Annotated in this window: 28 protein-coding genes and 1 tRNA gene; 19 read left to right on the top strand and 10 right to left on the bottom strand. The window is 56.2% G+C overall.

The genetic code is table 11. The features are described 5' to 3' along the window. Positions 1-4: 4 nt before the first annotated feature. From AC1RMF_RS03495 to AC1RMF_RS03460, 8 genes are all read left to right on the top strand, one after another. The gene (locus AC1RMF_RS03495) at positions 5-433 is read left to right on the top strand and encodes a hypothetical protein (RefSeq protein ID WP_493139561.1); all 429 of its coding nucleotides are present in this window, start codon (positions 5-7) and stop codon (positions 431-433) included. 233 nt (positions 434-666) lie between these two features. Next, positions 667-1,263 (top strand): helix-turn-helix domain-containing protein, encoded by a 597-nt coding sequence (locus tag AC1RMF_RS03490; protein WP_493139560.1) that lies wholly within the window; start codon positions 667-669, stop codon positions 1,261-1,263. A gap of 79 nt (positions 1,264-1,342) precedes the next feature. Next, on the top strand, positions 1,343-2,152 hold the full coding sequence (locus tag AC1RMF_RS03485) for a helix-turn-helix domain-containing protein (protein ID WP_493139558.1): 810 nt from the start codon (positions 1,343-1,345) through the stop codon (positions 2,150-2,152). 60 nt (positions 2,153-2,212) lie between these two features. Then, the gene (locus AC1RMF_RS03480) at positions 2,213-2,509 is read left to right on the top strand and encodes a hypothetical protein (protein ID WP_493139556.1); all 297 of its coding nucleotides are present in this window, start codon (positions 2,213-2,215) and stop codon (positions 2,507-2,509) included. Continuing rightward, positions 2,510-2,857, top strand: a complete 348-nt coding sequence (locus tag AC1RMF_RS03475) for a hypothetical protein (RefSeq protein WP_493139554.1) — start codon at positions 2,510-2,512, stop codon at positions 2,855-2,857. A 495-nt stretch (positions 2,858-3,352) separates the two neighbouring features. Further along, on the top strand, positions 3,353-4,996 hold the full coding sequence (locus AC1RMF_RS03470; RefSeq protein ID WP_493139553.1) for a replication endonuclease: 1,644 nt from the start codon (positions 3,353-3,355) through the stop codon (positions 4,994-4,996). Further along, positions 4,993-5,529, top strand: a complete 537-nt coding sequence (locus AC1RMF_RS03465; RefSeq protein WP_493139550.1) for a hypothetical protein — start codon at positions 4,993-4,995, stop codon at positions 5,527-5,529. The genes AC1RMF_RS03470 and AC1RMF_RS03465 overlap by 4 nt, the downstream gene beginning before the upstream one ends. 267 nt (positions 5,530-5,796) lie before the next feature. Next, a complete protein-coding gene (locus AC1RMF_RS03460) occupies positions 5,797-6,840 on the top strand; it encodes a tyrosine-type recombinase/integrase (RefSeq protein ID WP_493139548.1) in 1,044 nt (347 codons plus the stop codon). A 73-nt stretch (positions 6,841-6,913) separates the two neighbouring features. Here AC1RMF_RS03460 and AC1RMF_RS03455 read toward each other — a convergent pair. Next, positions 6,914-6,990, bottom strand: a tRNA-Pro gene (locus tag AC1RMF_RS03455). An 82-nt stretch (positions 6,991-7,072) separates the two neighbouring features. Here AC1RMF_RS03455 and aat point away from each other — a divergent pair. From aat to AC1RMF_RS03440, 3 genes are read left to right on the top strand one after another with little or no spacing between them, the layout of a single operon-like run. Further along, on the top strand, positions 7,073-7,819 hold the full coding sequence (gene aat, locus AC1RMF_RS03450; RefSeq protein ID WP_493139546.1) for a leucyl/phenylalanyl-tRNA--protein transferase: 747 nt from the start codon (positions 7,073-7,075) through the stop codon (positions 7,817-7,819). 10 nt (positions 7,820-7,829) lie between these two features. Next, positions 7,830-8,588, top strand: a complete 759-nt coding sequence (locus AC1RMF_RS03445) for an arginyltransferase (RefSeq protein WP_493139544.1) — start codon at positions 7,830-7,832, stop codon at positions 8,586-8,588. 9 nt (positions 8,589-8,597) lie between these two features. Beyond that, positions 8,598-9,386 (top strand): IclR family transcriptional regulator, encoded by a 789-nt coding sequence (locus AC1RMF_RS03440; RefSeq protein ID WP_342617275.1) that lies wholly within the window; start codon positions 8,598-8,600, stop codon positions 9,384-9,386. Between the two features lie 27 nt (positions 9,387-9,413). Here AC1RMF_RS03440 and AC1RMF_RS03435 read toward each other — a convergent pair whose 3' ends face one another. The 6 genes from AC1RMF_RS03435 to AC1RMF_RS03410 form a co-directional block, all read right to left on the bottom strand. Then, positions 9,414-10,367 carry a serine hydrolase gene (locus AC1RMF_RS03435; RefSeq protein ID WP_446738053.1) on the bottom strand — a complete coding sequence of 318 codons (954 nt, stop codon included), beginning with the start codon at positions 10,365-10,367 and terminating at the stop codon, positions 9,414-9,416. Positions 10,368-10,567: 200 nt separating this feature from the next. Continuing rightward, positions 10,568-12,106 carry a 2-isopropylmalate synthase gene (locus tag AC1RMF_RS03430; protein WP_493139542.1) on the bottom strand — a complete coding sequence of 513 codons (1,539 nt, stop codon included), beginning with the start codon at positions 12,104-12,106 and terminating at the stop codon, positions 10,568-10,570. Between the two features lie 25 nt (positions 12,107-12,131). Continuing rightward, on the bottom strand, positions 12,132-12,944 hold the full coding sequence (pssA, locus tag AC1RMF_RS03425; RefSeq protein ID WP_493139540.1) for a CDP-diacylglycerol--serine O-phosphatidyltransferase: 813 nt from the start codon (positions 12,942-12,944) through the stop codon (positions 12,132-12,134). Positions 12,945-13,105: 161 nt separating this feature from the next. Further along, positions 13,106-14,122 carry a ketol-acid reductoisomerase gene (gene ilvC, locus AC1RMF_RS03420; RefSeq protein WP_342617272.1) on the bottom strand — a complete coding sequence of 339 codons (1,017 nt, stop codon included), beginning with the start codon at positions 14,120-14,122 and terminating at the stop codon, positions 13,106-13,108. A 22-nt stretch (positions 14,123-14,144) separates the two neighbouring features. Continuing rightward, complete coding sequence (gene ilvN, locus AC1RMF_RS03415; RefSeq protein WP_342617271.1) at positions 14,145-14,636, bottom strand: acetolactate synthase small subunit; 492 nt, start codon at positions 14,634-14,636, stop codon at positions 14,145-14,147. Between the two features lie 99 nt (positions 14,637-14,735). Then, a complete protein-coding gene (locus tag AC1RMF_RS03410) occupies positions 14,736-16,517 on the bottom strand; it encodes an acetolactate synthase 3 catalytic subunit (RefSeq protein ID WP_493139537.1) in 1,782 nt (593 codons plus the stop codon). 245 nt (positions 16,518-16,762) lie between these two features. On the opposite strand from AC1RMF_RS03410, the gene AC1RMF_RS03405 reads away from it, so the two are divergent. From AC1RMF_RS03405 to AC1RMF_RS03380, 6 genes are all read left to right on the top strand, one after another. Next, complete coding sequence (locus AC1RMF_RS03405) at positions 16,763-17,329, top strand: RNA polymerase sigma factor (RefSeq protein WP_342617269.1); 567 nt, start codon at positions 16,763-16,765, stop codon at positions 17,327-17,329. Then, positions 17,326-17,760 carry a DUF3619 family protein gene (locus AC1RMF_RS03400; protein ID WP_342617268.1) on the top strand — a complete coding sequence of 145 codons (435 nt, stop codon included), beginning with the start codon at positions 17,326-17,328 and terminating at the stop codon, positions 17,758-17,760. Before AC1RMF_RS03405 ends, AC1RMF_RS03400 begins: the two co-directional genes overlap by 4 nt. Positions 17,761-17,908: 148 nt before the next feature. Next, positions 17,909-18,466 (top strand): DUF3106 domain-containing protein, encoded by a 558-nt coding sequence (locus tag AC1RMF_RS03395; protein ID WP_493139534.1) that lies wholly within the window; start codon positions 17,909-17,911, stop codon positions 18,464-18,466. Then, on the top strand, positions 18,466-18,945 hold the full coding sequence (locus AC1RMF_RS03390; protein WP_493139532.1) for an RDD family protein: 480 nt from the start codon (positions 18,466-18,468) through the stop codon (positions 18,943-18,945). The genes AC1RMF_RS03395 and AC1RMF_RS03390 overlap by 1 nt, the downstream gene beginning before the upstream one ends. Positions 18,946-18,958: 13 nt before the next feature. Continuing rightward, on the top strand, positions 18,959-19,354 hold the full coding sequence (locus AC1RMF_RS03385; RefSeq protein ID WP_342617266.1) for a diacylglycerol kinase: 396 nt from the start codon (positions 18,959-18,961) through the stop codon (positions 19,352-19,354). Then, positions 19,351-19,938 carry an LOG family protein gene (locus AC1RMF_RS03380; RefSeq protein WP_493139530.1) on the top strand — a complete coding sequence of 196 codons (588 nt, stop codon included), beginning with the start codon at positions 19,351-19,353 and terminating at the stop codon, positions 19,936-19,938. The genes AC1RMF_RS03385 and AC1RMF_RS03380 overlap by 4 nt, the downstream gene beginning before the upstream one ends. A gap of 27 nt (positions 19,939-19,965) precedes the next feature. On the opposite strand, the gene AC1RMF_RS03375 is transcribed toward AC1RMF_RS03380, so the two are convergent. After that, on the bottom strand, positions 19,966-20,304 hold the full coding sequence (locus tag AC1RMF_RS03375; RefSeq protein WP_342617264.1) for a P-II family nitrogen regulator: 339 nt from the start codon (positions 20,302-20,304) through the stop codon (positions 19,966-19,968). 22 nt (positions 20,305-20,326) lie between these two features. After that, a complete protein-coding gene (locus AC1RMF_RS03370) occupies positions 20,327-22,003 on the bottom strand; it encodes an NAD+ synthase (RefSeq protein ID WP_493139527.1) in 1,677 nt (558 codons plus the stop codon). Between the two features lie 62 nt (positions 22,004-22,065). Between AC1RMF_RS03370 and AC1RMF_RS03365 the strand changes: the two genes are divergently transcribed. Continuing rightward, a complete protein-coding gene (locus AC1RMF_RS03365) occupies positions 22,066-23,247 on the top strand; it encodes a GNAT family N-acetyltransferase (RefSeq protein WP_493139524.1) in 1,182 nt (393 codons plus the stop codon). Between the two features lie 30 nt (positions 23,248-23,277). On the opposite strand, the gene ppa is transcribed toward AC1RMF_RS03365, so the two are convergent. Then, positions 23,278-23,814 carry an inorganic diphosphatase gene (ppa, locus tag AC1RMF_RS03360; RefSeq protein ID WP_342617261.1) on the bottom strand — a complete coding sequence of 179 codons (537 nt, stop codon included), beginning with the start codon at positions 23,812-23,814 and terminating at the stop codon, positions 23,278-23,280. A 220-nt stretch (positions 23,815-24,034) separates the two neighbouring features. Between ppa and AC1RMF_RS03355 the strand changes: the two genes are divergently transcribed. After that, a complete protein-coding gene (locus AC1RMF_RS03355) occupies positions 24,035-26,098 on the top strand; it encodes a sodium-translocating pyrophosphatase (protein ID WP_493139521.1) in 2,064 nt (687 codons plus the stop codon). The last annotated feature ends 88 nt before the right edge of the window (positions 26,099-26,186 follow it).

Here is a 26,186-nt window from a genome sequence, read left to right as displayed (position 1 = left end):
CTAAATGAGCGAAAACCAGTTGCTGCAAGGAGAGCATGTCGTCATGTCGTCATCAGACAATGCCTTGTGCCTCACAAACATTCGTGTGAAATACGAATCTTCAACCGGGGCAGTCAAAGCCTACAAATCAATCCCACTCGGGAAAATCTCATGCTGCTCAGTCGCGACCAGGCACGCGCCTGCTCTTCTGATCTTGGCGGCGTTGGCCGCCGTCGGTGTTTTTGCTGCACCTACCGAACAGGCAAGAATTGTTGCCGTGGTTGCCACGATTGTGTTGGTGATTGCATATTTCCTAAGTCGTCGAGGTCAGCTTGAGGTCGTGTCAGACTCTGGGGTGAGCATTGCAGTGCCTACCAAGGGAATGAAGCATGAGGACGTGCGAAGGTTTGCCGAAGCCATTGCATCGACGATCTCAGCAGTCGGCGTTCAATAGGGTGTTGGGGTCTGGGGCTCCCCCAGGATAGCCCTGCAAGGGCGGAAACTGACCCCGTATCCGTATGCCAGCGGCAGCGATATCGCAGAGGAAAAATGCAACTTCGCGGTGAAATTCGCGGAAACAGATTGATGGACTTCGCGCCATGACAAACAGGTTTTGGGGTATGGATTTCTACAAACTCCCAGCATGGCCGTGTATGCTTAACATTGCACCGCAACCAGAGACATAGTTTGAACAGTCCTCACCTTCCTCAACTTCCTGACCAAATTTCATTTGCCTCCGAATTGATTAAGGCAAGGAGTGAGCTCGGGTTCACGCAAAGTCAACTGGCATCGAATAGTGGCGTATCTTTGTCAGCAATAAAGAGCTACGAAAGTGGCCGCAATATGCCGGGCGCACGTGAGCTGCGAGACCTTTGCCAAGCCCTGCAAGTGTCTCCAAACAAGCTTTTGTTTGGCAATGAATCCCCTTTTAAACCGCGTTCGGTCCTGAGTTCATTGGCCGAAAACGGAGACTCAAATGACGAGGTTTCGCAGGCTAAGGCATACACCTTGATGCTCATGCTGGCGCAGGATGAGCGAGAAGCTTTGATGTCTCTGGCAAGCTCTATCGCGATTGCACGCCTGGGAGAGGCTGAGGTGAAGAAGCGTCTCGACCTATCTACTTTTGTGCTTGGTGTCAGCCGAGCCATTGCGACAGGAACTCAAACTGCAATAAAGACTGGGCAGCCGATCGATCCTGTTGAAATCGCGCGGAGCGCTGGAGACTTTGCTGCGAAGCACATCAGGGAGCCTGATTCAGCGCCAAAAAAGTTACCAAAAAAATAGTTTTACATTTAGAGTAACCTTGTGCTAAAGTTACCAATACAGCACTTTCGCTGTATACGTAACCTTCAAGGAAACTCCAATGATCAACTTCTCGGAGCTTGCGCTTTCGCCAAACGAGTCACGCGCAGCTCGCAACTTTCTAGGGCTTAGCCAAGCACAAGCGGCCGAGCAATCTACCCTCCCGGTCTACAAGATCAAGCGCTTTGAAACCGGCGCATATGTGCCTGATGCCCAGTTTGTGCAGGACTTGCGAGACTTCTTTGAAGCCAAGGGCTACGACTTCCGTGACAAAGACGCTCCTGGCGCCAAGGCGCGGGCGAAGGGCGATGTCTTTCCGGCTGGAGTTATTGGGAAAACTGGCGGCACCTCTAGTGAAACCAATGGTTCCATCTCTTCAGAGCCTGGAAAAGTGGCTAGGCCGGAAAAGGCCGATCTGCAATTCATGCGCATCGACCCACAGTTGGAAGGCTCTCAAATCGACCGAGTCTTTGAGTGCATAGAAGACAACGAAACCGTAATTGGCGCATCCACATCTATGCCGGTCGAATTTGGTTTTGCCAGCTCAAGCCCTGACTCCAGCAGCCAGGCAAAGGCAATCGCAATGCTTCGTCGGCTCGCTGAAAACGGCCTTCTTTATGCGCGGCTAATGGGGAGGGACCTATTGCCGGCAGGTGAGTCCGATACATCCGATGCGCCGAAAACGGAACAAAGCTTCGTTCTGTTCGCGCCAGGGAGCAAATCCCCTTCCAGCGCAAAGACTATCGGCGACTTGCTGCAGGCCGCAATGGCAGACGTGAAATTGGCAGTGATCGACGGGGATAAAGAGGCCAAGGCGCGCCGCAAAGGACGTGCAGAGCCGTCCGAGGTGTTGCAGGCACTCGTCGGATAGTCAGCAATTCAACACCGCCACAGGCGCACCGTAACCGCCTGAAACCAGATTGGAAGTACCATGTCGAACAGCACATCGCGCCGCCGCATGCCTACGCGCATGCCGCGTGCCTCAAATTTCAAAAAAACCCACAAGCTAGCGCATCAGACCTGCGTGCTTTGGATGCCAGATGCACCAGGCTACGCAGCCAATTTTGGGCCTAGCGGGGTCAAGGTTTCAAGCCACCCCGACCAGGCATATCACCTGACAGAAGATGAAGCCGAGGACCTCGCATTACGCATGCTGTCCCAGATGGGGATGCGCGCATCCATTCGCCCCTATTACGTTCAATCGAATGCACTGGCCAGGGGGTTCTAAATGCTCACACAAAACGACATTGAATTTTTCAGGCGCGAGCAACGAACCCATGAAGACTGTCTTGATCAGGAAGCGTTGACCCGAGAAATATTGAGTGAGGAGCAACGCCGCAAATTCGCGTTCCTGAGAACTTATCTGACCTATTCCATAAAGGCGGATTTACTGAAGGCGGAATTCGCAAAGTGCTGTCTGCGCAAATCGCCTAGAGCACAGATGTTGGCAGATGCAATTTGGCATGGGTACTGGGAGGTAAAACAACGCGCAGAGGAAAGTGCTGATGCACTAACCAAACGCGGACAACTGCTGTTTGCTTTCCATGGTACGTCACTTCCTGAGGCGAGGGACTGAATATGCCAAGCCTGCATTTTCGATTTATCCCGCTGTCGCCGGAAGCGATATCGATACACGTTGACGATGAGGGGTGGTTCTTCTACCTCTGGCCGTTTGAAGTGGCTTTGCTGCGACCTGGGGTGCAATCATGATCCCAGCGCCAACACCATCTGCCATCGAATGGGCTGCAAGCCCTATGCAGCGTGCCCGCTGGAACCAGGCGGCAGCATCTATGCCGAGGGTGCGTTGCAAGCCGTTCACTAAACCGCAGCCTTCACCGGTCAAGTTGTCGCCAGGCGAAAACCTCTCAGAGGAAGCTAAGCAATGCCCCAAGCTGGCAGACCATTGGTTTGTATCGAAGAAGGGGCGGACCATGAGCGACAGCGCGATTTACCTGCTGCGCTTGAGGGGATGGCTTGAGATATGCCAAACAGACCCGCGCTTTGAATCTGAGGTTTACGAAACAGAATGCCGCCTCCGCGAGCAAGCCGCTTTCATCATTGGGTGGTGCGCATGAACAAGTCCACGCTTAGCCAGGACCTACTCACCATGGCGCAGGAATTTGACCTCTCAGCGGACGACCTGACAGCGGCGGCAAAAAAGGCTGCGAAAGCCTGCAACCGCACGTTTGATAACTGGCAAAAGTTCAATGCATCTGACGACGTTATCCGGCGCCAGTTGCGAGGGATTTCAAAGAAGCACCATGTCACCTTGCCAAGTAAGGCGGGGCTGCAAGAAGTGATGAACCGATTGTGCGACCAGTCATGGTGGAAGCGTGCACTAAGGAAGCGTTTCCAAGTGGTCGAATATGCGGCCATTCAATCGGGTGCCGTGCATGCCCACGCAGGCAAATACGTGTCCGACAAAACCATGTCCAGGGCCATCCGAGACAAACGCCGCATTGCCGAACTCCTGGCCTCCTTGTATGCCATCAATCAGTCCACCGGGGAGGTGATCCCTATGGATGAAGTTGCAGAACAAAGCCTGTCCAACCCAAAAAACCGGCGCATGGCGATGATGGCCAGGATAAAGGGCATGGAAGAGTTCGAGAAGGAGCGCGGAAGCGTTGCACTGTTCTTGACCATCACTTGCCCCAGTCGCATGCATGCGCGGCACATTGCAGGCGCCCGAAATGAGCGATACGACGGCACTAGCCCGCGAGCAGCGCAGGCACACCTAAATGACTTGTGGCGCAAGGCAACGCGCAGGTTAGGACATTTGGGTGTGCGATTCTGCGGATTGCGTGTGACGGAGCCGCATCACGATGGGTGCCCGCATTGGCACGTCCTGGTATTCATCAGCCCTGAACATGCTGACACACTGGTGCAAGTAATGAGGGCATACGCGCTGTGCGATTCACCCGACGAGCCGGGGGCAAATGAGAGGCGGTTTGCAGTCGAATGGATAGACCAGGAAAAGGGCACCGCCGTTGGATACGTCGCCAAATACGTTTCAAAGGCGATTGACGGTGAGGGGGTCGGGCTGGACGACGAGGGGGGCGGAGCCAGCAAAGAAACAGCGCCACGCGCCGTCGCATGGGCACGCCTGTGGGGCATTCGGCAATTCCAATTTTTCGGAGTCCCACCAATCACGCCGACGCGTGAAATGTACCGCTTGAAGGAATTGCAGTCGGCCAGCGAAGGGCTTGCGGCCGCGCACCAGGCGGCAAGGGCCAATGACTACGCAGCATGGCTGCGAGCCTCCACCGTCTTCAACCTGGATTTCAAGCCCATTCACGTCGAACGGCAGAGCACCCGCTATGCGGATGAAAAAGTGCAACGCCTGCAAGGCTTGAGCGCAAGAGCTATTGACCTGCAATCGCCTGAAAACCTGACCACGCGGGTTGATGAATGGCGCATCGAATCGCGAAGGGATGAGGCGACAAAGGGGGAGTTTTTCCCTCCTTGGACTCGATTCAATAACTGCGCACCCATTGATTCCATTGATGTTTTTGAAACCTCGACGCTGTTCGAGTTTCAAGAAGAAAAAGAAGCTGTGGGAGTTGCGGAAAGAAAAGTGCCCCGCGCTGGGCACCGCTACCGAACGCGGGGCGGATCGATTGGAAGTCGAACGCCACGGAGCATAGCGACACACGGAAAAAATGCAAGAACGCTGGTGCAAGCAGCCGGCGGGCAGCAACTTGGGGGGCATTCATGAGCTACCTGCATCGCTCCCTTGCCTACATGCCGAAGACCATTCCGGCCTTCAAGGACATGCTTGCCGACATAGGAAACCCTCATCCGCGGGATATCGCAAAAGCGCTGAAAGTGACGGAGCGGTCTGTGTGGCGATGGCTGGCAGCAAATAAAGCGCCCCACTCTGCCATGCTGGCAATCTTCTGGCTGACCAGATGGGGGATGTCTGAAATTGAGGCGGCTGCGCACAATGCGGCCATCGGCAGCGCGGCCCAGGCCAGGTGTCTGCAAGAAGAACTGGATGCCATCAGGGCCAGGCTTGAGCGCGTGTCCCAAATCGCGGACTTTGGCGCGTCAAATGATCCCGCGCCTGAGTTTTCAGCCAATGTTGGAACCCGTGTTTTGTGGGCTAAGAACGGATATTTGGCGGTGGGTAAACCGGGTCAACCGGTGGTCAAACCGAGTGCACAACCGGCGGTTGAACCCAATAGCCATGCGGGTTTCCCGCAAATGGGCTACCTTCAGAATTCATTTCGGGTGCGCTATGCAGCATAGAGAAATCAACACTGCGCCTGACATGCACCAAATGACACCAATGGGCGGCATGAGTGCCACCCTGGCGGCACATGAGGTCGAAGACATAACCGGGTACAAACGCCCATGTGACCAGCTCGCCGAACTGCACCGGCAAGGCTTTTTCCGAGCAAGGCGCAGTAGAACAACCGGGAGCATCATCCTTGAGCGCGAGCACTACACCTTTGTATGCAGCGGTTCCAGACATGTGCACACGCCCAGGGTGCGGGTTCCTCAGGTGAGGTCGGCATGATCAAGTCAGAGCTGCCGAAACGGGTGTTTGAAAAAGACGGTTCGTACTACCACGTTGCTGCGATTGGCGGCAAACGGAAGTGGACGAAGCTGAGCCGGGTAAAGGCCGGTTTGCCTGCAATGTACCGGGCACTTGCAGAGCTAACCGCCGCAGACACCTTGGACGATTCGGTAACGCGCTTGATTGGGGATTGGTTACTGGAAGTGAGTCCAGCCCACGCCAAGAAGACCCAGGAAAACGAAGCCTACATGTGCCGGGAGGTAGGAAAGGCATTTGTCGAATTCAGGTGCAAGGAAGTAACACCGCCTGACGTGGTCGCTTTCCTCAAGGCGTACAAGTCCATGCCGCGCAGCCACAATGCCTACAGAAGCCATATTCGGGAGTTGATGCGCTTCGCCGAAGAAAAAGGATACAGGCCACCGGGTAGCAACCCGGTGAACAGTATCAGAACCATGCCAATCAAAGCTCGCACCAGGTACATAACCGACAGCGAGTTGAGGCGCATTAAGGTGGGGGCTATCTACAGCAAAGTTCACCATTCCCGTGGATTCAGAACCAAGAACCGCAGCGGACTCATGCTGTGCGCCTTGATCGATATGGCATACCTGACTGGCCAGCGCATCGGGGATTTGCTGTCGCTGGAGTGGACTGCCATAAAGCCAAACGGAATTTTGTTTGAACCGGCAAAGGTTGCAGGATCAACCGGCGTCAAAGTGCTGATTGAATGGACGCCGAAGCTTCGAAACCTGGTTGAGCGCTTGAGAGAGCTGAAGCGAGCTGACATTACCCGATGGGTGTTTACCACCCAAGGTGCGCAGAAATTCACTTACTCAGGGGCAAGCACGGCATGGAAGCGGGCTGTGAAGCGAGCTGGTGTTCGCAATGTGCATTTTCACGACCTGAAGGCAAAAGCCTTGACGGATGTTGATGAGGTGCGCGGGATAGGTGCGGCACAGACCATGGGTGGGCACAGCACGCAAACCCAAACGTCTGACTACGTACGGCACAAAAAGGCCAAAAAAACAGAGGCAACGCGTTAGAGGAATCAGGTACCGTTAGAGGAAACGGACCGAGCGAAAAAAAGAATGAAAATGTGTTTTCGCTGGAGAAAAATGGTCGGGGCGGCGGGATTCGAACTCGCGACCCTCTGCTCCCAAAGCAGATGCGCTACCAGGCTGCGCTACGCCCCGACAGCTAGTATTCTAACCTGAGCCCAGCTGCTGTCCTTTGCAGAACGTATTATTTTTCACTACCTCACCACCGTTCTATCCCATGCCCCTGCACCCCCGACTCCCATGGCTCGAAGAAGGCGACGCATTTCCCGCAGTCGAACGGGCCTGGTCCGCAAACACTGAAGCCCCAGGCCTGCTGGCTGCGGGAGGGCAGCTCAGTGTTCCCAATTTGCTTGCTGCCTACTCGAACGGCATATTTCCCTGGTACAGCGAAGGTCAGCCGACGCTTTGGTGGAGTCCTGATCCGCGCATGGTGCTGCAAACCGGCCGGTTTCGGCTGCACCGATCGCTCAAGAGAACCATCAAAAAGTTTCAGGCCTCCACAGGCTGCGAAATCCGCTTCGATTCCGCATTCAATCAAGTCATCAGCAACTGTGCTTTGGCAAGCAGACGAGGCCAAAACGGCACCTGGATACTCCCCGAAATGGTGGATGCATACCAAACTCTGCACATGCACGGCTACGCGCACAGCGTTGAAACTTGGATTGAAGGCCAGTTGGCGGGCGGCCTTTACTGTGTGGCCATAGGCCAAGCCGTTTTTGGCGAGTCCATGTTTGCCCATCGCAATGACGCCTCCAAAATGGCGTTGGCGGCGCTGGTTGGTTTTTGCCTTCAAAATGGGGTGGAGTCGATTGACTGTCAGCAAAATACCGGACATTTGGCGTCACTTGGCGCTGCGGAAATTCCGCGCTCCCAATTTGTGGCAAAGGTCCAGGAGGCCATACAGCGCCCAGCACTTCGGTGGAAGTTTGACGCCCTATACTGGCAGCATATTCTGGACACCTGATGATGACGCTGTGACCGATCTCAAGGACCTTCCGCTTCAGACGCTGCAGTTCTATGCCACCGCGCCTTATGAGTGCAGCTACCTGCCTGCACGGATGGCCCGGTCTCAGGTTGCCACGCCCAGTCATCTGATCAACAACTCAACCTATTCTGAATTGGTGGGGCGCGGCTTCCGTCGCAGTGGTGTGTTCACTTACAGGCCCTATTGCGACGGGTGCCATGCCTGCACACCGCTTCGCGTGCCGGTGCACGGATTCAAGCCCAATCGAAGCCAAAGAAGGGCCTTGAATCAGCATGGGGGACTGGCGGTGCGCGTCATGAAGCTAGTGTTCGATGATGAACATTACGCTTTGTACTTGCGCTACCAAAACAGCCGCCATGCGGGTGGTGGCATGGACGAGGACAGTGTGGATCAATATGCGCAGTTCCTTCTGCAAAGCCGGGTGAACTCGCGATTGGTCGAATTTCGTGACGTGCGCCCTGACGGCACGTTGGGTACGCTGAAGATGGTCTCCATTCTTGACGTCCTCGACGATGGTCTGTCTGCGGTCTACACCTTTTACGAGCCAGAAGAAAGAGGCAGTTTCGGTACTTACAATGTCCTATGGCAGATCCAGCAGGCCAGGGACCTCGGTCTGGAGCATGTTTACCTGGGATATTGGATTCAGAACAGCGCCAAAATGGATTACAAGGCACGCTTTGCGCCCTGCGAAATTCTGATCGACGGAAAATGGCAGGTACTGAACCAGACCACGCGCGAATTGGCCTGATACTTGAGCATGGCAAAAAAAGACCCCGACCTACCCAGCGCCCCGACAGTGCAAGTCATTGAGCGAATGTTTACGCTGATTGACGTACTGGCTTCCCGGGAAGAACCTGTATCTCTCAAGGAGATCAGTGAGAAGGCCGGTTTGCACCCATCTACTGCGCACCGAATTCTCAATGATCTGGCAACAGGTCGTTTTGTGGACAGACCGCAACCGGGCAGCTACCGCCTTGGCATGCGCCTGCTGGAGCTAGGCAATCTGGTCAAGGGCAGACTCAATGTTCGTGATGCCGCCCTTGCGCCGATGCGGGAACTGCACAAGCAGATCCAGCAGCCCGTCAATCTGAGCATGCGCCAGGGCGATGAGATTGTGTACGTGGAGCGCGCTTACAGCGAACGCTCGGGGATGCAGGTCGTCCGCGCCATTGGAGGGCATGCGCCTCTGCACCTGACTTCGGTCGGCAAGCTCTTCCTCGCCGCTGATGACCCGCAGCGCATACGTGCCTACGCCGCCAGAACAGGACTGCACGGAAACACCAAGAACAGCATTACCAACCTGGAAGCACTCGAGCGTGAGCTCAGCAAAGTTCGCCAATATGGGCAGGCCAGCGACAACGAAGAACTGGAGCTGGGTGTGCGTTGCATGGCAGCCGGAATTTACGACGATCAGAACAAGCTGATAGCCGGCCTATCGATTTCGGCACCTTCTGGTCGCCTGGAAGATGAATGGTTACCCAAGCTGAAGGAAACTGCACGCCTCATTTCGGAGGCATTGGGCAACAAGCCTGGCGGCACGCACTAGGGGCTTGGAATAAACCAAGCCTTGAGATTAATTTGAAATTACCCTTTGGTCAGCCACACGAGCGGCCAAGGGGGAGCTTTTACGACTCAGTATTGGACTGTTTTCTACCCAATGCCTGACGCGCTCAGCATCAGCAATACGACTCAGCTTTCCTGCGGAGTCCAGGAAAACCATGATGAGCTTGCGTCCGGCAATCTTTGCCTGCATCACAAGGCACTGTCCCGCTTCATTGATGAAACCGGTCTTCTGGATACCTATGTCCCAGGCAGGATTCTTCACCAAACGATTGGTGTTGTTGAACTGCAGCGTGCGACGCCCCACTTCCACTTGGTAGCCAGTTGACGTGGAGAGCTCACGCAATGTCGGATCGCCGTACGCAAAATTGACCAAAGTGGCCAAGTCCCGGGCACTGGATTGGTTCTTGCTGGACAGACCCGTAGGTTCCGCATAGCTGGTGTCTTGCATGCCCAGGCTCTTCGCCCTGGCATTCATCAGCTCGACAAAATGAGCCAAACCGCCGGGATAGGTCCGGCCCAGTGCGTGGGCGGCGCGGTTCTCGCTGGACATCAGCGCCAGATGCAGCAATTCACCACGGCTCAACTCGGTGCCAACAGCCAATCTGGAACGACTACCTTTTTCCGTGTCGACATCAGCCTGTGTAATCGTGATGGACTCATCCATGGGCAAATGCGCCTCGCTGATCAACAGACCCGTCATCAGCTTGGTAATGGACGCGATTGGCAAAACCGCCTGCTCATTCTTGCTGAACAACACCTCCTTGGTGTCCTGATCAACAACAAGGGCGACACTGGATTTGAGCGCCAGTGGGTCGCGCTCACCGTGCAATCCTGCGAGCTGACCAAACGATGGCTGACTTGGGACGACATCTACCGCTTTACGAGCAACCTGGCGCGCCGCATGCTTCTTGACCGGACGTTTCACACTGTCGGAGGCCTGAACGGCATTGGCTGCCAACGGCATTACTGCCATCCATCCAACCAAAGCCAACAGAGCAATCTTCAATTTATTTTGATTCACAGTGGATTCCAATCGTTCAGCAGGGCCAATCAGGACACAAAGTCGGCATCACGCGCACTGATGGGCGCAAGTGTAATCAAGAAAGTTATGCAAGATCAAGTACTTGCACGACAAACTTCAAGAAAAACAGGGCCAGAAGATGTTTACCCTTGCGCTGCAACCCGGTCCGACTTGCTCTGAAGCTTGTTCAACGCGCTCAGATAGGCTTTCGCCGACGCCACCACGATATCGGGATCGGCGCCCACGCCGTTGACCACTCGACCACTGTTTTGCAGGCGCACCGTGACTTCGCCCTGACTTTCGGTTGAACCACTGATGGCATTCACCGAATACAGGATCATTTCCGCGCCGCTTTGGACATGCGACTCGATCGCCTTGAGGGATGCGTCGACCGGCCCATTGCCATCCGATTCGCCTTTGACCTCCTTGCCGTCCACGGTGAATACGATGCTGGCGTGGGGGCGCTCACCAGTCTCGCTGTGCTGCGACAGCGACACAAACACGTACTTTTCCTTGTCGTGCAGAACGTTTTCCTCGCTGATCAAGGCAAGAATGTCTTCATCGAATATTTCGCTCTTGCGGTCGGCAAGTTCCTTGAAGCGCGCAAATGCCGCATTGACTTCGGCCTCGCTCTCCATCTGCACCCCCAGCTCCTGCAACCGCTGCTTGAAGGCGTTGCGGCCGCTGAGCTTGCCCAGAATGATTTTGTTGGCGGTCCAGCCCACATCCTCTGCACGCATGATCTCGTAGGTATCACGTGCCTTGAGGACGCCATCCTGGTGAATACCGGACGCGTGCGCAAAGGCGTTTGCCCCCACCACGGCCTTGTTCGGTTGGACTACGAACCCGGTTGTCTGGCTGACCATCCGGCTGGCCGCCAGGATATGGCGGGTATCTATGCCCAACTCCAGACCGAAGTAGTCCTTGCGTGTCTTCACAGCCATCACAATTTCTTCCAGGCTGCAGTTGCCAGCACGCTCGCCCAAACCATTGATGGTGCATTCCACTTGCCGGGCACCACCAATCTTCACGCCAGCCAACGAGTTCGCCACGGCCATGCCCAGGTCGTTGTGGCAATGCACCGACCAGATGGCTTTGTCCGAATTGGGGATGCGCTCGCGCAGATTCTTGATGAAGTTGCCATACAGCTCAGGAATGGCGTAGCCGACTGTGTCCGGCACGTTGATGGTCGTGGCACCTTCATCAATCACCGCTTCCAGCACGCGACACAAAAAGTCCGGATCACTGCGGTACCCGTCCTCAGGACTGAATTCGATGTCAGCGACCAGATTGCGGGCAAAGCGTACCGCTTGCTTGGCCTGCTCCAACACCTGCTCCGGTGTCATACGCAGCTTCTTCTCCATGTGGAGCGCAGATGTCGCAATAAAGGTGTGGATGCGAGCCTGCTTGGCGCCCTTCAGGGCTTCTGCCGCACGCGAGATGTCCCTATCGTTGGCACGTGACAAGGAGCACACTGTGGAGTCCTGAATGGTATTGGCAATCAATTGCACGGCTTCAAAATCGCCGTTGGAACTGGCTGCAAAGCCCGCTTCGATCACATCCACCTTCAGACGCTCCAATTGGCGCGCAATGCGCAGCTTTTCGTCCCGTGTCATGGATGCGCCAGGAGATTGCTCTCCGTCGCGCAAGGTGGTGTCGAAAATAATCAGTTTGTCGGCCATATTTTTGTTCTCCTCAATTCTTCAGTTAATGCAAGCCGCGCTCATCCGGCTCATCCGTTGACGTGCTGATCACGCTGGTTTGCAATCCACGCGCCTTGCGCACACCGTACACCACATATCCACTCAGGCCGTACAACACAAACAACCCAAATATCACCTTGGGCGGATCCAGGTTCACAACGGCAATGACCAAGGCCACGGCAACAATCACCGCAAACGGCACGCTGCGTTTCATGCTGAGGTCCTTGAAACTGTAAAAGGGAACGTTGGTGACCATGGTGAGTCCGGCATACAGAGCTACAAAGAAGGTGGGCCACATCAGCTCTTCACCTTTGATTCCCAGATCCGTGGTCAACCATATGAAGCCCGCCACGAGTGCTGCTGCGGCCGGTGATGGCAGTCCTTGGAAATAGCGCTTGTCCACGACCCCGGTATTCACATTGAAACGTGCCAAGCGCAAAGCGGCACAGGCGCAATAAACAAACGCGGCGAACCAGCCCCAGCGACCCAGCCCGCGCAGAGCCCATTCGTAGGAAATCAGTGCCGGTGCAGCCCCGAAAGACACCATGTCCGACAGGGAGTCCATCTGTTCACCGAATGCGCTTTGGGTATTGGTCATGCGCGCCACGCGGCCATCCAGACTGTCCAGCACCATGGCGCAAAAGACACCCACTGCGGCCAAGTCATAGCGGGCATTCATGGCCATCACGATGGCGTAGAAGCCACCGAACAAAGCCGCCAGCGTAAATAAATTGGGAAGAATATAAATGCCCTTGCGGGGCTTGCGAACAGGCGCGGCTTCGCCGTCCTGGTTGGCGGAATCGCTTCCATCTTGCATATAAATTCCTGACCTTTTTTCAACAACCATCGAGAGTCGACGCACAGCACACAGCGGCTGTGCCAGCACGCCAGTGTAAGCGCAGAGTGCATTGTCGCAGGCCGCGCATGCGCCATGGAAAAAGGCCACCGAAGTGGCCTTTTTTGCTGTTGATGCAAAGATCAGTTGCGGGTCTGGTCGACCAGCTTGTTCTTTGCAATCCAGGGCATCATGGCGCGCAGCTTGGAGCCCACCACTTCGATCTGGTGTTCCGCAGTCAGGCGGCGGCGAGCGGTCATGCTGGGGTAGCCAGTGCGACCTTCCAGGATGAACATCTTGGCGTATTCACCAGTCTGGATGCGCTTGAGTGCATTGCGCATGGCTTCGCGGCTCTGGGCGTTGATGACTTCGGGGCCGGTCACATACTCACCGTACTCTGCATTGTTGGAGATGGAGTAGTTCATGTTGGCGATGCCGCCTTCATAGATCAGGTCCACAATCAATTTGAGCTCGTGCAGGCATTCAAAGTACGCCATTTCAGGCGCATATCCAGCTTCCACCAGGGTCTCGTAACCCATCTTCACCAGTTCCACGGCTCCGCCACACAGAACGGCCTGCTCGCCGAACAGATCGGTCTCGGTCTCTTCCTTGAAGTTGGTTTCAATGATGCCGGCCTTGCCACCACCGTTGGCCATGGCATAGCTCAGAGCGAGATCACGGGCCTTACCAGACTTGTCCTGGTGCACAGCCACCAAGTGGGGCACGCCGCCACCTTGGGTGTAGGTATTGCGCACAGTGTGGCCGGGAGCCTTGGGCGCCACCATCCACACGTCCAGATCGGCACGAGGCACGACTTGGTTGTAGTGCACGTTAAAGCCGTGGGCAAAGGCCAACGACGCGCCTTGCTTGATGTTGGGAGCCACGTTGTTGTTGTAGACCTCGGCAATCTGCTCGTCGGGCAACAAAATCATGACCACGTCGGCCGCCTTCACCGCGTCGTTGACTTCCAGCACATTCAGGCCGGCTTTGCCAACCTTGTCCCAGGAAGCTCCGCCTTTGCGCAGACCGACCACGACTTTCACGCCGCTGTCGTTCAAGTTCTGTGCGTGTGCGTGACCTTGGCTGCCGTAACCAATAATGGCAACCGTCTTGCCCTTGATGAGGCTCAGATCACAATCCTTGTCGTAAAAAACCTTCATTTCTTCTCTCCGTTGTAAAAATTTAAACGCGCAAAATGCGCTCACCGCGACCCACTCCGCTGGAGCCAGTACGCACGGTTTCCAGAATGGCTGAACGCTCAATCGCGTCCAGGAACGCATCGTTCTTGGCCTGATCGCCCGTCAGTTCGATGGTGTAGCTCTTTTCGGTAACGTCAATAATGCGTCCCCGAAAAATGTCTGCCATGCGCTTCATTTCCTCGCGCTCCTTGCCCACGGCGCGCACCTTGACCATCATAAGCTCGCGCTCGATGTAGGCACCCTCTGTCAGATCGACCACCTTGACCACCTCGATCAAGCGATTCAAGTGCTTGGTGATCTGTTCGATGACGTCTTCAGAACCAGCGGTTTGAATCGTCATGCGGGACAGACTGGGATCTTCTGTCGGAGCAACGGTCAGCGACTCGATGTTGTAGCCCCGTGCGGAAAAAAGCCCGACCACGCGGGAGAGAGCACCCGGCTCGTTCTCCAGCAAAACTGCAATGATGTGTTTCATAAGATGAAGACTCCTCTTTTCGCCGCCCTCCCCCTGCCGCGGTAACGTCAGGGCTTGGCGGGCAATAGATTCGTCAAAGTTAGGTTGATACGAGTTGGCTTAGAGATCTTCCGAACCGAGCAGCATTTCAGTAATGCCCTTGCCGGCTTGCACCATGGGGAATACGTTTTCGGTGGGGTCAGTACGGAAGTCCATGAACACGGTGCGGTCCTTGAGCCTGCGGGCTTCCCGCAACGCAGGTTCCACATCTTCAGGGCGCTCAATCAGCATGCCCACGTGACCATAGGCTTCTGCCAGCTTCACAAAGTTAGGCAAGGCGTCCATGTAGCTATGGCTGTAGCGACCTTCGTACTCCACCTCCTGCCACTGACGCACCATCCCGAGGTAACGGTTATTGAGGGCGCAAATCTTGATCGGCGTGTTGTACTGCAGGCAGGTGGAAAGCTCCTGGATGCACATCTGCACCGAGCCTTCGCCGGTAATGCAGAACACTTCACTGTCCGGCTTGGCCAACTTGATGCCCATGGCATAAGGAATGCCCACGCCCATGGTGCCCAGACCACCCGAGTTGATCCAGCGGCGTGGCTCATCAAAACGGTAGTACTGTGCAGCCCACATCTGATGCTGCCCCACATCGGAGGTGATGTAGGTATCAGCGTCTTTGGTCATATTCCAAAGCGTTTCCACCACGTACTGGGGTTTGATGACATCGCCTTTGCCATGGTCATACTTCAGGCAATCGCGCTTGCGCCAGCCTTCAATGGTGTCCCACCAAGCGGCCAAAGCGCCGGAATCCGGCTTGGTTGTGCTTTCCTTGATCATGGCGATCATCTCACCAAGAACGTCTTTCACATCACCAACGATTGGAATATCCACCCGGACCCGCTTGGAGATACTGGAGGGATCGATATCGATATGGATGATCTTGCGCTCGTTTTGCGCGAAGTGTTTGGGATTGCCGATAACCCGGTCATCAAATCGCGCGCCAACCGCCAGCAACACGTCGCAGTTCTGCATGGCGTTATTGGCTTCCACCGTGCCATGCATTCCCAGCATGCCCAGGAACTTGCGGTCACTGGCCGGATAGGCTCCCAACCCCATCAGTGTATTGGTGCAGGGATAGCCGAGCATGTCGACCAGGGTGCGCAACTCAGCGGATGCGTTGCTGAGCAACACACCGCCGCCGGTATAGATGTAGGGACGCTTGGCCGACAACAGCAGCTGCAGCGCCTTGCGGATCTGTCCGCCGTGCCCCTTGCGTACCGGGTTGTACGAACGCATCTCGATGCTGGTCGGGTAACCGGAGTACGGCACCTTTTTGAAGGAGACATCCTTCGGGATGTCCACAACCACCGGGCCAGGTCGGCCGCTACGTGCGATGTGGAACGCCTTCTTCAGCGTCTCTGCAAGATCCTTGGCATCCTTGACCAGGAAGTTGTGTTTGACGACCGGACGTGTGATGCCCACGGTGTCACACTCCTGAAATGCGTCCAGACCAATGGCGTGCGTTGGCACTTGACCACTGATGATCACCATCGGAATACTGTCCATGTACGCAGTTGCGATGCCGGTCACCGCGTTGGTAACACCGGGTCCAGATGTGACCAGTGCTACGCCTACATCGCCCGTGGCACGAGCATAACCGTCGGCCGCATGGACTGCTGCCTGTTCATGCCGCACCAAAACGTGCTGAATGGTGTCCTGCTTGTAAAAAGCGTCATAAATGTGCAGGACGGCACCACCGGGGTAACCCCAGACGAACTTGACGTTCTCAGCCTGCAAAGCCTTGACCAGAATCTCCGCACCGCGAAGTTCAGGAATGGAGCCAGATTTTTGAGCGGCGTTGGCCGCAGAAGCAATTTCAGCTTTGGAAATTTCCATGATGAACCTTTGTGAATTTCTCTAACGAAAAACCTTGGGTGCCCCTTCACAAACACTTTTGGCGTCGCGTTGGGACTTAAGGACCAAGCCATGGGCGCAGTGAATAACGCGCCGGACCGGGACCCGTTTGCCTTTTGATGAGCAAGGCGCATTATCACACCGTCGCGACCTAATTTGAAGCGCCATCGGAAATTTTCTGCGCCGTGAATGAGATAATTCTTCCTTTTTCCTGCGGATTTTTCGTCTTGGCATCTGAATCCGAACTCACCGAATTTTTGAAAAGCGTAGAAAAGCGCGCATTCAAACGGTCTGTCTATCACGTACGCAACGAAGAGTCAGCCTTGGACATTGTTCAGGAAAGCATGATGAAGCTGGCGGAACACTACGGGCATAAACCGGTAGACGAACTGCCCATGCTGTTTCAGCGCATCCTCTCTAATTGCACCCTCGATTGGTTCAGACGGCAAAAGGTCCAAAATGCACTTTTTTCCAATTTGAGCGATTTCGAGTCATCCGGAGACGACGATGACTTCAACTTGCTGGAAACTCTGGACGCATCCTCGGGGAACGACCTGGGAGAGAGTGCAGAGAGCCTTACGGACCGGGCACAGACCTTGCGTAGCATAGAAACAGAAATACAACAGCTCCCAGGCCGTCAACGAGAAGCCTTTCTGATGCGTTACTGGGAGGAAATGGACGTCGCAGAAACTGCAGCTGCGATGGGTTGCTCACAAGGCAGCGTCAAAACACATTGTTCCAGGGCGGTTGCAGCGCTTGGCAAGGCTTTGAAGGCAAAGGGGATCAGACTATGAATACACAGGAAAATCGACATACCCATGCCGGTACGGATGCTCTGGGCAAGGCGATTGCGGCACGCTTGACCGAAGGCACGGATTCCCTTCCCCACGATATAACGGAGCGACTCAGGGCCGCCCGAATGCAGGCTGTTGCCAAACGCAGATTGATCGGAAGCCAGGCTTCTGCAGTGGAGGTTCTTGTCTCCGGCGGAGAGGCCGTTTTGCAGCTTGGTGGCGGCGAAGGCAGTTGGTGGGACCGGGTTGCAGCCTTGTTGCCGCTGTTGGCTCTGGTTGTTGGCTTGGTTTCCATTGCCGTCATGCAAGATGAGTTGCGTGCACGTGAAGTTGCCGAGGTCGATACCGAATTGCTGACGGACGTTCTACCACCAGCAGCCTACACGGACCCCGGATTTGCGCAATTTTTGCGTGCGCAGCAAAACAATTAGTCAATTCTTCATGCATTTCAGGGAAAAATACACGCCTAATTCATGCAAATGGTCACAGTTGGCCATCGCCACGTGCGGCATGCTGTTGGCCTTGATTGGGACTTCTTTGCATGCCCAAACGACCGCTACAGGGTCCGTTGCTACAACATTGAAAGTTGCCCCCACCGTCAACGCTCCGCCTACTTGGGAGTCACTGGACAAGAACCAGCGGATTGCGCTCGCCCCTTTGGAGAAATCCTGGCCCGGCCTGAGCGAGGGTCAAAAGCGCAAATGGCTGGCAATTGTCAAGACCTATGCAAGCCTTGGCGCGCAGGAGCAGGAAAAGATGCACAGCCGCATGGTGGAGTGGGCAGCACTGTCCCCAAGGGATCGTGAGCTTGCGCGACTGAATTTCGCGCACAGCAAGGTTATCAATCAATCGGACCGTGCGGCAAATTGGGAGGCTTACCAAGCCTTGAGTCCTAGCGAGCGACAGAAGCTGGCCGAAGGTGCCAAGATCAAACCAGTGGGTGCTGCCGTGGCCGTAAAGCCCGTGGAACACGAAAAGCTGACCCCCGTTCCGGTAACTCGCCACACTCCGGAACAGGAGCGTGCTGCAGTGGCGGCCCAACGGCCCTTGAACCGCAATACGCTTTTGCCCGAGCCACTGCCCCGCCCTCGCGACTCGGCAACAGCTACTGAAGCCAACTCTCCCAGCAAACCCTGATGGCACCGGGTTTGTGGCGCCGCATGGCATGTTGGGTGTATGAAGGCATTCTGCTCTTCGGCGTGGTCTTCATTTCGGGCTACCTATTCAGTACATTGAGTCAGACACGCAATGCCATGGACAACAGAAATGCCCTGCAAGCCTTTCTGTTTGTCATATTTGGTATCTACTTCGTCTGGTTCTGGGCCAAAGGTCAGACATTGGCAATGAAGACCTGGAATATCCGGGTCGTCGATCTGAACGGAAAAGCCATAACCCAAAAGCGGGCGCTCTTGCGATATGTGCTTAGCTGGGTCTGGTTTCTCCCCCCGCTGATGGCGGTAGCCCCCTTTCAACTCAATGGAGCGGAGGTCGGGGTCATAGCGGTGGGATGGATTGCGGTTTGGGCCTTGCTCAGCAGGTTCCAATCCCAGGGACAGTTCTGGCATGACGTATGGGCGGGTACGAGGCTGATAAGCTCGCAACCACTCAGCCGTTAATTCCAAACTCCAGATGTCCTCTCAAGAATCCTCGCCCGTAAATCCGCAAAAAGACCGCCGAGGGCTCAACCGCGTCTGGCACGCAACTGGGTATTCCATGGCGGGTCTGCGTGCTGGCTGGGGGGAGACCGCCTTCCGGCAGGAGGTGCTGGCGGCCTTCATCTTGCTGCCACTGGCCTTTTGGCTGGGACAAAGCTGGATCGAGGTGGCTGCATTGGCAGGCAGTGTGATTGCAGTCATGGTCGTTGAACTGCTGAACACCGCAGTGGAGACCGCAATTGACCGCATTGGGCCCGAATGGCACGACCTGTCCAAACGCGCCAAAGACATGGGCAGTGCTGCCGTCCTCCTCAGCTTGCTGCTTTGCATTGGCATATGGTCTGCAGCATTTATCCATCACATCACATGACCCGTCCAACATTTTCACTGTGCGTCTACTGCGGCTCCAGGCCAGGAACCGAGTCGGCCTATGAACAGGCCGCCGTAGCTGTTGGCCAGTGGATCGCCCGACAAGGCGGACAACTGGTCTACGGCGGAGGCAGTGGCGGGCTGATGGGTACTGTAGCCAATGCTGCGCTGGAAGCCGGTGCACGGGTAGTCGGGATCATTCCCAAGGCCCTGGTGGAAAAAGAGTGGGCCCACCGCGGCTGCACCGAACTGCACATTGTGGACAACATGCATGATCGCAAGCGCATGATGGCTGAACGCGCCGACGCATTCCTGGCGCTTCCGGGGGGAATTGGCACCTTCGAGGAACTCTTCGAGGTCTGGACCTGGCGTCAACTGAGTTACCACGACAAGCCGATTGGCCTGCTCAATACTGCAGGCTATTACGATGGATTGCTCAAGTTCCTGCAGACCGCCGTCAAGAACCAATTCATGGGAGATTGGCAAATGGGACTGATCCGGCATGGCAGCAACCCCTCGGAGCTCCTGGGTGAGCTGATACGCCATGCTGGCACATCCGCCACGAACAACATGGACCAGATCTAGGCTGCCCGCAAGGCAGCTACACAGGCGTCAAACCGCCGCGTCGTCCTGCTCACCCGTACGGATACGAACCACACGCTCCACGGACGTCACAAAGATCTTTCCGTCACCGATCTTGCCGGTACGTGCCGCCTTGACGATGGCTTCTACGCAACGATCCACGTCTTCAGTTTTTACTACAACTTCCACTTTCACCTTGGGCAGAAAGTCCACCACATATTCGGCACCACGGTACAACTCGGTGTGACCCTTCTGGCGGCCAAAGCCCTTCACTTCCGTGACGGTCAAGCCGGTTACGCCACAGCCGGCAAGAGCCTCGCGCACTTCTTCCAACTTAAACGGTTTTACAACGGCAGTAATCTGTTTCATCTCGATTCCCTATTAATTCAATTCAAGCCCGAAAGCGGTTGGTAATAGGATAACGCCAATCCTTGCCAAAACTGCGGTGTGTCACCCGAATACCCACAGGCGCTTGTCGGCGCTTGTATTCGTTGATCTTGATGAGCCGGGTAACTTTCTCCACATCTTCCTTGGCAAACCCATCGGCGATGATGGATTCCATGCTCTGGTCATTCTCCATGTATCGTTCCAGAATGGCGTCCAGCACCTCGTAGGGAGGAAGGCTATCCTGATCCGTTTGGTCCGGCCGCAATTCCGCACTGGGAGGCCGCGTGATGATCCGCTCAGGAATCGGGTTGCTACAGGTCCCATAGGGGTCATGCGCATTGCGCCAGCGCGCCAGCTTGAAGACTTGCGTCTTTGCTAGATCCTTGATTACCGCAAAACCGCCGGCCATGTCACCGTACAAAGTGCAATAACCAGTTGCCATCTCCGATTTGTTGCCCGTTGTCAGCACGATGCTGCCAAATTTGTTGCTCAAGGCCATCAGCAAAGTGCCACGGATTCGTGCCTGGATATTCTCTTCAGTAGCGTCGAGCGCCAGCCCCGCAAATTCGGTGGCCAGCGAAGCCTTGAAGGCTTCAAACTCAGGGACGATGGATATCTCGTCGTAGCGCACTCCCATGCGCTTTGCCATCTCACGCGCATCCAGCCAGCTGATGTCAGCCGTATAAGGCGACGGCATCATGATGGAGCGAACCTTGGAGGCGCCCAACGCATCTACCGCTACGGCAAGAACCAGCGCAGAATCAATGCCACCGGACAGCCCCAGCAGCACACCAGGAAAACCATTCTTGCCGACGTAGTCGCGAACGCCCAGAACCAAGGCATCCCACAGATCTTCTTCGGGGCTGCGCACCGGCTCCACCCTTGCGGAAAGCAAAAGACCGGTCGAACCGCGGAGCACGTCCAATTCAAACAGCTCCTCCCGGAAACTGGGCGCCCTGCCGGCAAGAGAAGCATCGGCATTGAGTGCAAACGAATGGCCCTCAAAGACCACTTCATCCTGACCTCCAACCAGGTGGGCATACACCAGTGGCAACCCGGTCGACCGTACGCGCTGTGCCATCACGGCCTCGCGCTCATAGCCCTTGCCCACATGAAATGGAGACGCATTGACCGTGGCCAGCAACTGCGCACCAGCTTCCTTGGCCAGACGCGCCGGCTCTTCAAACCATGCATCTTCACAAATCAGCAGACCCACGCGTACCGTGTCGCTGCCCTCTCCTGCCTCAAATACACAAACACCATCGCCGGGGCTGAAGTATCGGCGCTCGTCAAAAACCTGGTAATTCGGCAGCTCGCGCTTGTTGTAGCTGGCGATCACCTTCCCGTCGCGCAAAACGCTGGCCGTATTGAAGCGATGCTGGGTAGCTAGCGAACGCGTACGCACATCGTCTCCAGTCGGGTGTCCAACCACCACGGCCATGCCTTTTAACCCAGCCAGACGCGAGGCCAACGTCAACAGGGCATGATCACACGCTTGAATGAATGCAGGACGCAGAAAAAGGTCTTCCGCAGCGTAGCCACACAGTGACAATTCAGGGGTCAACAACAACCGGGCGCCCTGCGCGTAGGCCTGCTCTGCAGCATCCACAATTTTCTGCACGTTACCGTCCAGATCACCTACGAAAAAGTTCAGTTGCGCTATGCACAGTTTGAGAGTCATGAAGCTGCAGTACGTTGATAAGTGCCACCCAGGAAATGCGCCAACAGCGCCGGGAGCGCGGCATGGATGATTATGTCATTCAGGTAGTTACTTCGCCTCTGGATGTGGACGCAACCACATGGGACGCACTGCTGGATTCGCAGCCATTCGCCACTCCCTTCATGCGGCACACCTATCTGAGTGCCTTGCACACCAGCGGCAGTGCCTGCGCCCGCACCGGTTGGGACCCTCGGTTTATTCTGCTCTCAGACGAGCAGGGGCTTGCAGCCGCAACTGTGCTGTACATCAAAGACCATTCCATGGGCGAGTACGTGTTCGATTGGGCCTGGGCCCGGGCATACCAGCAGCACGGTGTGCCCTACTACCCCAAAGGAGTGGTGGCAGTGCCTTTCACACCGGTCCCCGGCAGTCGTCTTCTCGCCCGTGACAGCACAGCGCGTGCAGCCCTGGCAAAAGCCTTGGTGGGACTCGCCGAACAGTGGGAGTTGTCGTCCTTGCATCTGCTGTTTGGCACTGAAGACGACTTCGAGGCCTGCCTAAACGCGCAGATGCAACTGCGCCATACCGTGCAATTCCATTGGGAGAATTCGGCGGAGGGTTACCTGGACTTCGACGCATTCCTGGCCTCCTTGTCGCAGGAGAAACGCAAGAAGATCCGCCAGGAGCGCCGAAAGGTGCAAGAAGCGGGAGTGCAATTTCGCCATGCAGCGGGTGCCGAAATCAGCGCGGAGGACTGGGCGTTCTTCTATCGTTGCTACGAGCGAACCTACCTGGAGCATGGCAACCCGCCCTATCTCAAACCGGAGTTCTTCAGGCAAATGGCCCAAGTCATGCCGGAAAACTGGCTGCTATTCATTGCCGAGCGAGACGGCCGGTCCATTGCCAGCAGCTTGATCGGTCTGGGTCAACAAGGCAATGTGCCAAACGGCGATCAACCTCTCGCCAAAGTGGCTTATGGCCGTTACTGGGGAGCGCTTGAACGCGTGGATTGCCTGCATTTTGAGGCCTGCTACTACCAACCGCTGCAATGGTGTATTACACAGGGATATCAGCGCTTTGAAGGTGGGGCGCAGGGAGAGCACAAGATGGCCCGCGCACTGTTGCCGGTAAAGACCAGCAGCACACACTGGATTGCGCATCCGGAATTCAGCAATGCCATAGCCAATTACCTGGAACGTGAGGGCCAGGGAATCGAAAACTACATGGAAGAATTGGAAACGCGCAACCCGTTCCGCAAGAGCTAAAGGGCGCGTCGCACGCGCCCTTTAGTTCAATCAGGCTTGCAGCTTGTTGTAGTTAGCAATGCCATCCGCAATTTCCTGGCGCGCAGACTCAGGGCCTTCCCAACCCAGGATCTTGACCCACTTGCCTTCTTCCAGGTCTTTGTAGTGTTCAAAGAAATGGGCAATGGTCTTCAGACGCAAAGGCTGCAGATCTTCAGGCTTTTCCCAACGGCTGTACAGCGACAGTATCTTGTTGGTGGGAACAGCCAGCACCTTGCCGTCCTGACCGGCCTCATCTTCCATCTTCAGGATACCAATAGCGCGGCAGGTCACCACCACGCCAGGGATCAGGGGTACCGGAGTAATCACCAGCACGTCCACCGGATCACCGTCTCCGGAGATGGTGCGAGGTACGTAGCCGTAATTGGTCGGGTAGTGCATGGCCGTGCTCATGAAACGGTCCACAAAAATCGCTCCGGTAGCCTTGTCGACCTCGTACTTCACGGGATCGGCGTTCATCGGGATTTCGATAACCACATTGAACTCTTCAGGCGCTTTCTTACCGGGGGTGACGTTGTCCAGGGACATGGGTGCTCTCTCTAATGATGAAAATCAAAAACTGTCGGGATTAACCCTGATTTTACTGACTCAGCCCTTGCAGCCTTAAAGACTGTCTTTTTTTGGCGTTACATTCTGCGAGTTGGCCAATCTTCTCCTCGGCACATGGTGACCGGGAGCAATGAGGAAGCAACGCAGCGGAGTGACGCTAGCGTTGCTCCTATTTTGCGAATCAACAAGGAGATTTCATATGACTGGCAACTCGGCGCTGACTCTGGCGCTCGTTTGTGGCTTTATCGCCGTGGTTTACGGCGTTTGGGCACGCAGTTGGATACTTTCTCAGGACGCTGGCAATGCGCGCATGCAAGAAATTGCTGCCGCAATCCAGACCGGCGCAGCAGCCTACCTCTCACGCCAATACCGGACCATTGCCATGGTCGGCGTGGTGCTGGCCATTCTGATCGCCGTATTTCTGGATCCCATGAGTGCAGTGGGCTTTGTGCTGGGCGCCGTCCTCTCCGGCGCCTGCGGCTTCATCGGCATGAACGTGTCGGTGCGTGCCAACGTGCGTACCGCACAGGCCGCGACCAAGGGTATTGGACCGGCACTGGACGTCGCCTTCCGCGGCGGTGCCATTACCGGCATGCTGGTGGTCGGACTGGGTCTGCTGGGCGTGACCGGGTTCTACTGGTTTCTGGTGCCCGATGGTGCCGTCACTGCAGCCAGGCTGAACCCGCTGGTGGGCTTCGCCTTTGGCTCCTCGCTGATTTCCATCTTCGCCCGTCTGGGTGGTGGCATCTTTACCAAAGGTGCTGACGTCGGCGCCGATCTGGTGGGCAAGGTCGAGGCCGGCATTCCCGAAGACGACCCGCGCAACCCTGCGGTGATTGCCGACAACGTGGGCGACAACGTGGGCGACTGCGCCGGTATGGCAGCCGACTTGTTTGAAACCTATGCCGTGACACTGATTGCCACCATGGTGCTGGGCGCCTTGCTGCTGGGCGCAGGCGGCCCCAACGCTGTGCTCTACCCCTTGGGCCTGGGCGCGGTATCCATCGTGGCATCCATCATCGGCTGTTTCTTCGTCAAGGCTTCGCCCGGCATGAAGAACGTGATGCCAGCGTTGTACAAGGGCCTGGCCGTGGCGGGCGTGCTGTCTCTGATCGCGTTTTACTTTGTGACGCAAAGCCTGTTTCCGGCAGCATTGACACTGGCGGATGGCCGCATCATCACATCCAGCGCCCTGTTCGGCGCCTGCGCCGTCGGCCTGATACTGACGGGTGCCCTGGTCTGGATTACCGAGTACTACACCGGCACCCAATACGCGCCGGTGCGTCACATCGCCCAGGCATCCACCACCGGACACGGCACCAACATCATTGCCGGCCTGGGTGTTTCCATGCGCTCCACCGCCTGGCCCGTGCTGTTTGTCTGTGTGGCCATTTACACCGCCTACGCACTGGCCGGCCTGTACGGCATCGCCATTGCAGCCACTTCCATGCTCAGCATGGCCGGCATCGTGGTGGCGCTGGACGCGTACGGCCCCATCACCGACAACGCCGGTGGTATCGCCGAAATGTCCGAGCTGCCAGCCAGCGTGCGTGACATCACCGATCCGCTGGACGCCGTGGGCAACACCACCAAGGCTGTGACCAAGGGCTACGCCATTGGCTCGGCTGGCCTGGCCGCGCTGGTTCTGTTTGCCGACTACACCCACAAGCTCGAAGGCTACGGCCAGCACATCACCTTTGACCTGAGCAACCCCATGGTGATCATCGGGCTCTTCATCGGTGGTTTGATTCCCTATCTGTTTGGTGCGATGGCCATGGAAGCCGTGGGCCGGGCAGCGGGCTCGGTGGTGGTGGAAGTGCGCCGCCAGTTCCGCGACATCAAGGGCATCATGGATGGCTCCGGCAAACCGGAATACGACACCGCCGTGGACATGCTCACCAGTGCTGCCATCAAGGAAATGATGATTCCCAGCCTGTTGCCAGTCGTGGCTCCCATTCTGGTCGGCCTCGTGCTGGGACCGGCGGCGCTGGGCGGCCTGCTGATGGGCACCATCGTGACCGGCCTGTTTGTGGCCATCTCCATGTGCACGGGCGGCGGTGCCTGGGACAATGCCAAGAAGTACATCGAAGATGGCAATTTTGGCGGCAAGGGCTCCGAAACCCACAAGGCGGCGGTCACCGGTGATACCGTGGGCGACCCCTACAAGGACACCGCCGGCCCGGCTGTGAACCCGCTGATCAAAATCATCAACATCGTGGCCTTGCTGATCGTGCCGCTGATGATGAAAATCCACGCCGGTTAACCTAATCTCTTGATCCAGGACAAGGCCCGCCTTTTGGCGGGCCTTCTAATTTGGGGTAACCCAAGGTCTTCACTTACCAGCAGTAGGG

Source organism: Rhodoferax sp. GW822-FHT04A08 (assembly GCF_058801025.1).
The sequence above is the reverse complement of the archived record's forward strand: the minus strand, read 5'-3'. Positions and strand labels throughout refer to the sequence as shown.

Bases quoted from the DNA above. Each gene is read 5' to 3' on its own strand.
- AC1RMF_RS03495 (WP_493139561.1), top strand. From the start codon at position 5: ATGAGCGAAAACCAGTTGCTGCAAGGAGAGCATGTCGTCATGTCGTCA.
- AC1RMF_RS03485 (WP_493139558.1), top strand. From the start codon at position 1,343: ATGATCAACTTCTCGGAGCTTGCGCTTTCGCCAAACGAGTCACGCGCA.
- AC1RMF_RS03480 (WP_493139556.1), top strand. From the start codon at position 2,213: ATGTCGAACAGCACATCGCGCCGCCGCATGCCTACGCGCATGCCGCGT.
- AC1RMF_RS03475 (WP_493139554.1), top strand. From the start codon at position 2,510: ATGCTCACACAAAACGACATTGAATTTTTCAGGCGCGAGCAACGAACC.
- AC1RMF_RS03470 (WP_493139553.1), top strand. From the start codon at position 3,353: ATGAACAAGTCCACGCTTAGCCAGGACCTACTCACCATGGCGCAGGAA.
- AC1RMF_RS03465 (WP_493139550.1), top strand. From the start codon at position 4,993: ATGAGCTACCTGCATCGCTCCCTTGCCTACATGCCGAAGACCATTCCG.
- AC1RMF_RS03460 (WP_493139548.1), top strand. From the start codon at position 5,797: ATGATCAAGTCAGAGCTGCCGAAACGGGTGTTTGAAAAAGACGGTTCG.
- aat (WP_493139546.1), top strand. From the start codon at position 7,073: ATGCCCCTGCACCCCCGACTCCCATGGCTCGAAGAAGGCGACGCATTT.
- AC1RMF_RS03440 (WP_342617275.1), top strand. From the start codon at position 8,598: ATGGCAAAAAAAGACCCCGACCTACCCAGCGCCCCGACAGTGCAAGTC.
- AC1RMF_RS03435 (WP_446738053.1), bottom strand. From the start codon at position 10,367: ATGCCGTTGGCAGCCAATGCCGTTCAGGCCTCCGACAGTGTGAAACGT.
- AC1RMF_RS03430 (WP_493139542.1), bottom strand. From the start codon at position 12,106: ATGGCCGACAAACTGATTATTTTCGACACCACCTTGCGCGACGGAGAG.
- pssA (WP_493139540.1), bottom strand. From the start codon at position 12,944: ATGCAAGATGGAAGCGATTCCGCCAACCAGGACGGCGAAGCCGCGCCT.
- ilvC (WP_342617272.1), bottom strand. From the start codon at position 14,122: ATGAAGGTTTTTTACGACAAGGATTGTGATCTGAGCCTCATCAAGGGC.
- ilvN (WP_342617271.1), bottom strand. From the start codon at position 14,636: ATGAAACACATCATTGCAGTTTTGCTGGAGAACGAGCCGGGTGCTCTC.
- AC1RMF_RS03410 (WP_493139537.1), bottom strand. From the start codon at position 16,517: ATGGAAATTTCCAAAGCTGAAATTGCTTCTGCGGCCAACGCCGCTCAA.
- AC1RMF_RS03400 (WP_342617268.1), top strand. From the start codon at position 17,326: ATGAATACACAGGAAAATCGACATACCCATGCCGGTACGGATGCTCTG.
- AC1RMF_RS03390 (WP_493139532.1), top strand. From the start codon at position 18,466: ATGGCACCGGGTTTGTGGCGCCGCATGGCATGTTGGGTGTATGAAGGC.
- AC1RMF_RS03385 (WP_342617266.1), top strand. From the start codon at position 18,959: ATGTCCTCTCAAGAATCCTCGCCCGTAAATCCGCAAAAAGACCGCCGA.
- AC1RMF_RS03380 (WP_493139530.1), top strand. From the start codon at position 19,351: ATGACCCGTCCAACATTTTCACTGTGCGTCTACTGCGGCTCCAGGCCA.
- AC1RMF_RS03375 (WP_342617264.1), bottom strand. From the start codon at position 20,304: ATGAAACAGATTACTGCCGTTGTAAAACCGTTTAAGTTGGAAGAAGTG.
- AC1RMF_RS03370 (WP_493139527.1), bottom strand. From the start codon at position 22,003: ATGACTCTCAAACTGTGCATAGCGCAACTGAACTTTTTCGTAGGTGAT.
- AC1RMF_RS03365 (WP_493139524.1), top strand. From the start codon at position 22,066: ATGGATGATTATGTCATTCAGGTAGTTACTTCGCCTCTGGATGTGGAC.
- ppa (WP_342617261.1), bottom strand. From the start codon at position 23,814: ATGTCCCTGGACAACGTCACCCCCGGTAAGAAAGCGCCTGAAGAGTTC.
- AC1RMF_RS03355 (WP_493139521.1), top strand. From the start codon at position 24,035: ATGACTGGCAACTCGGCGCTGACTCTGGCGCTCGTTTGTGGCTTTATC.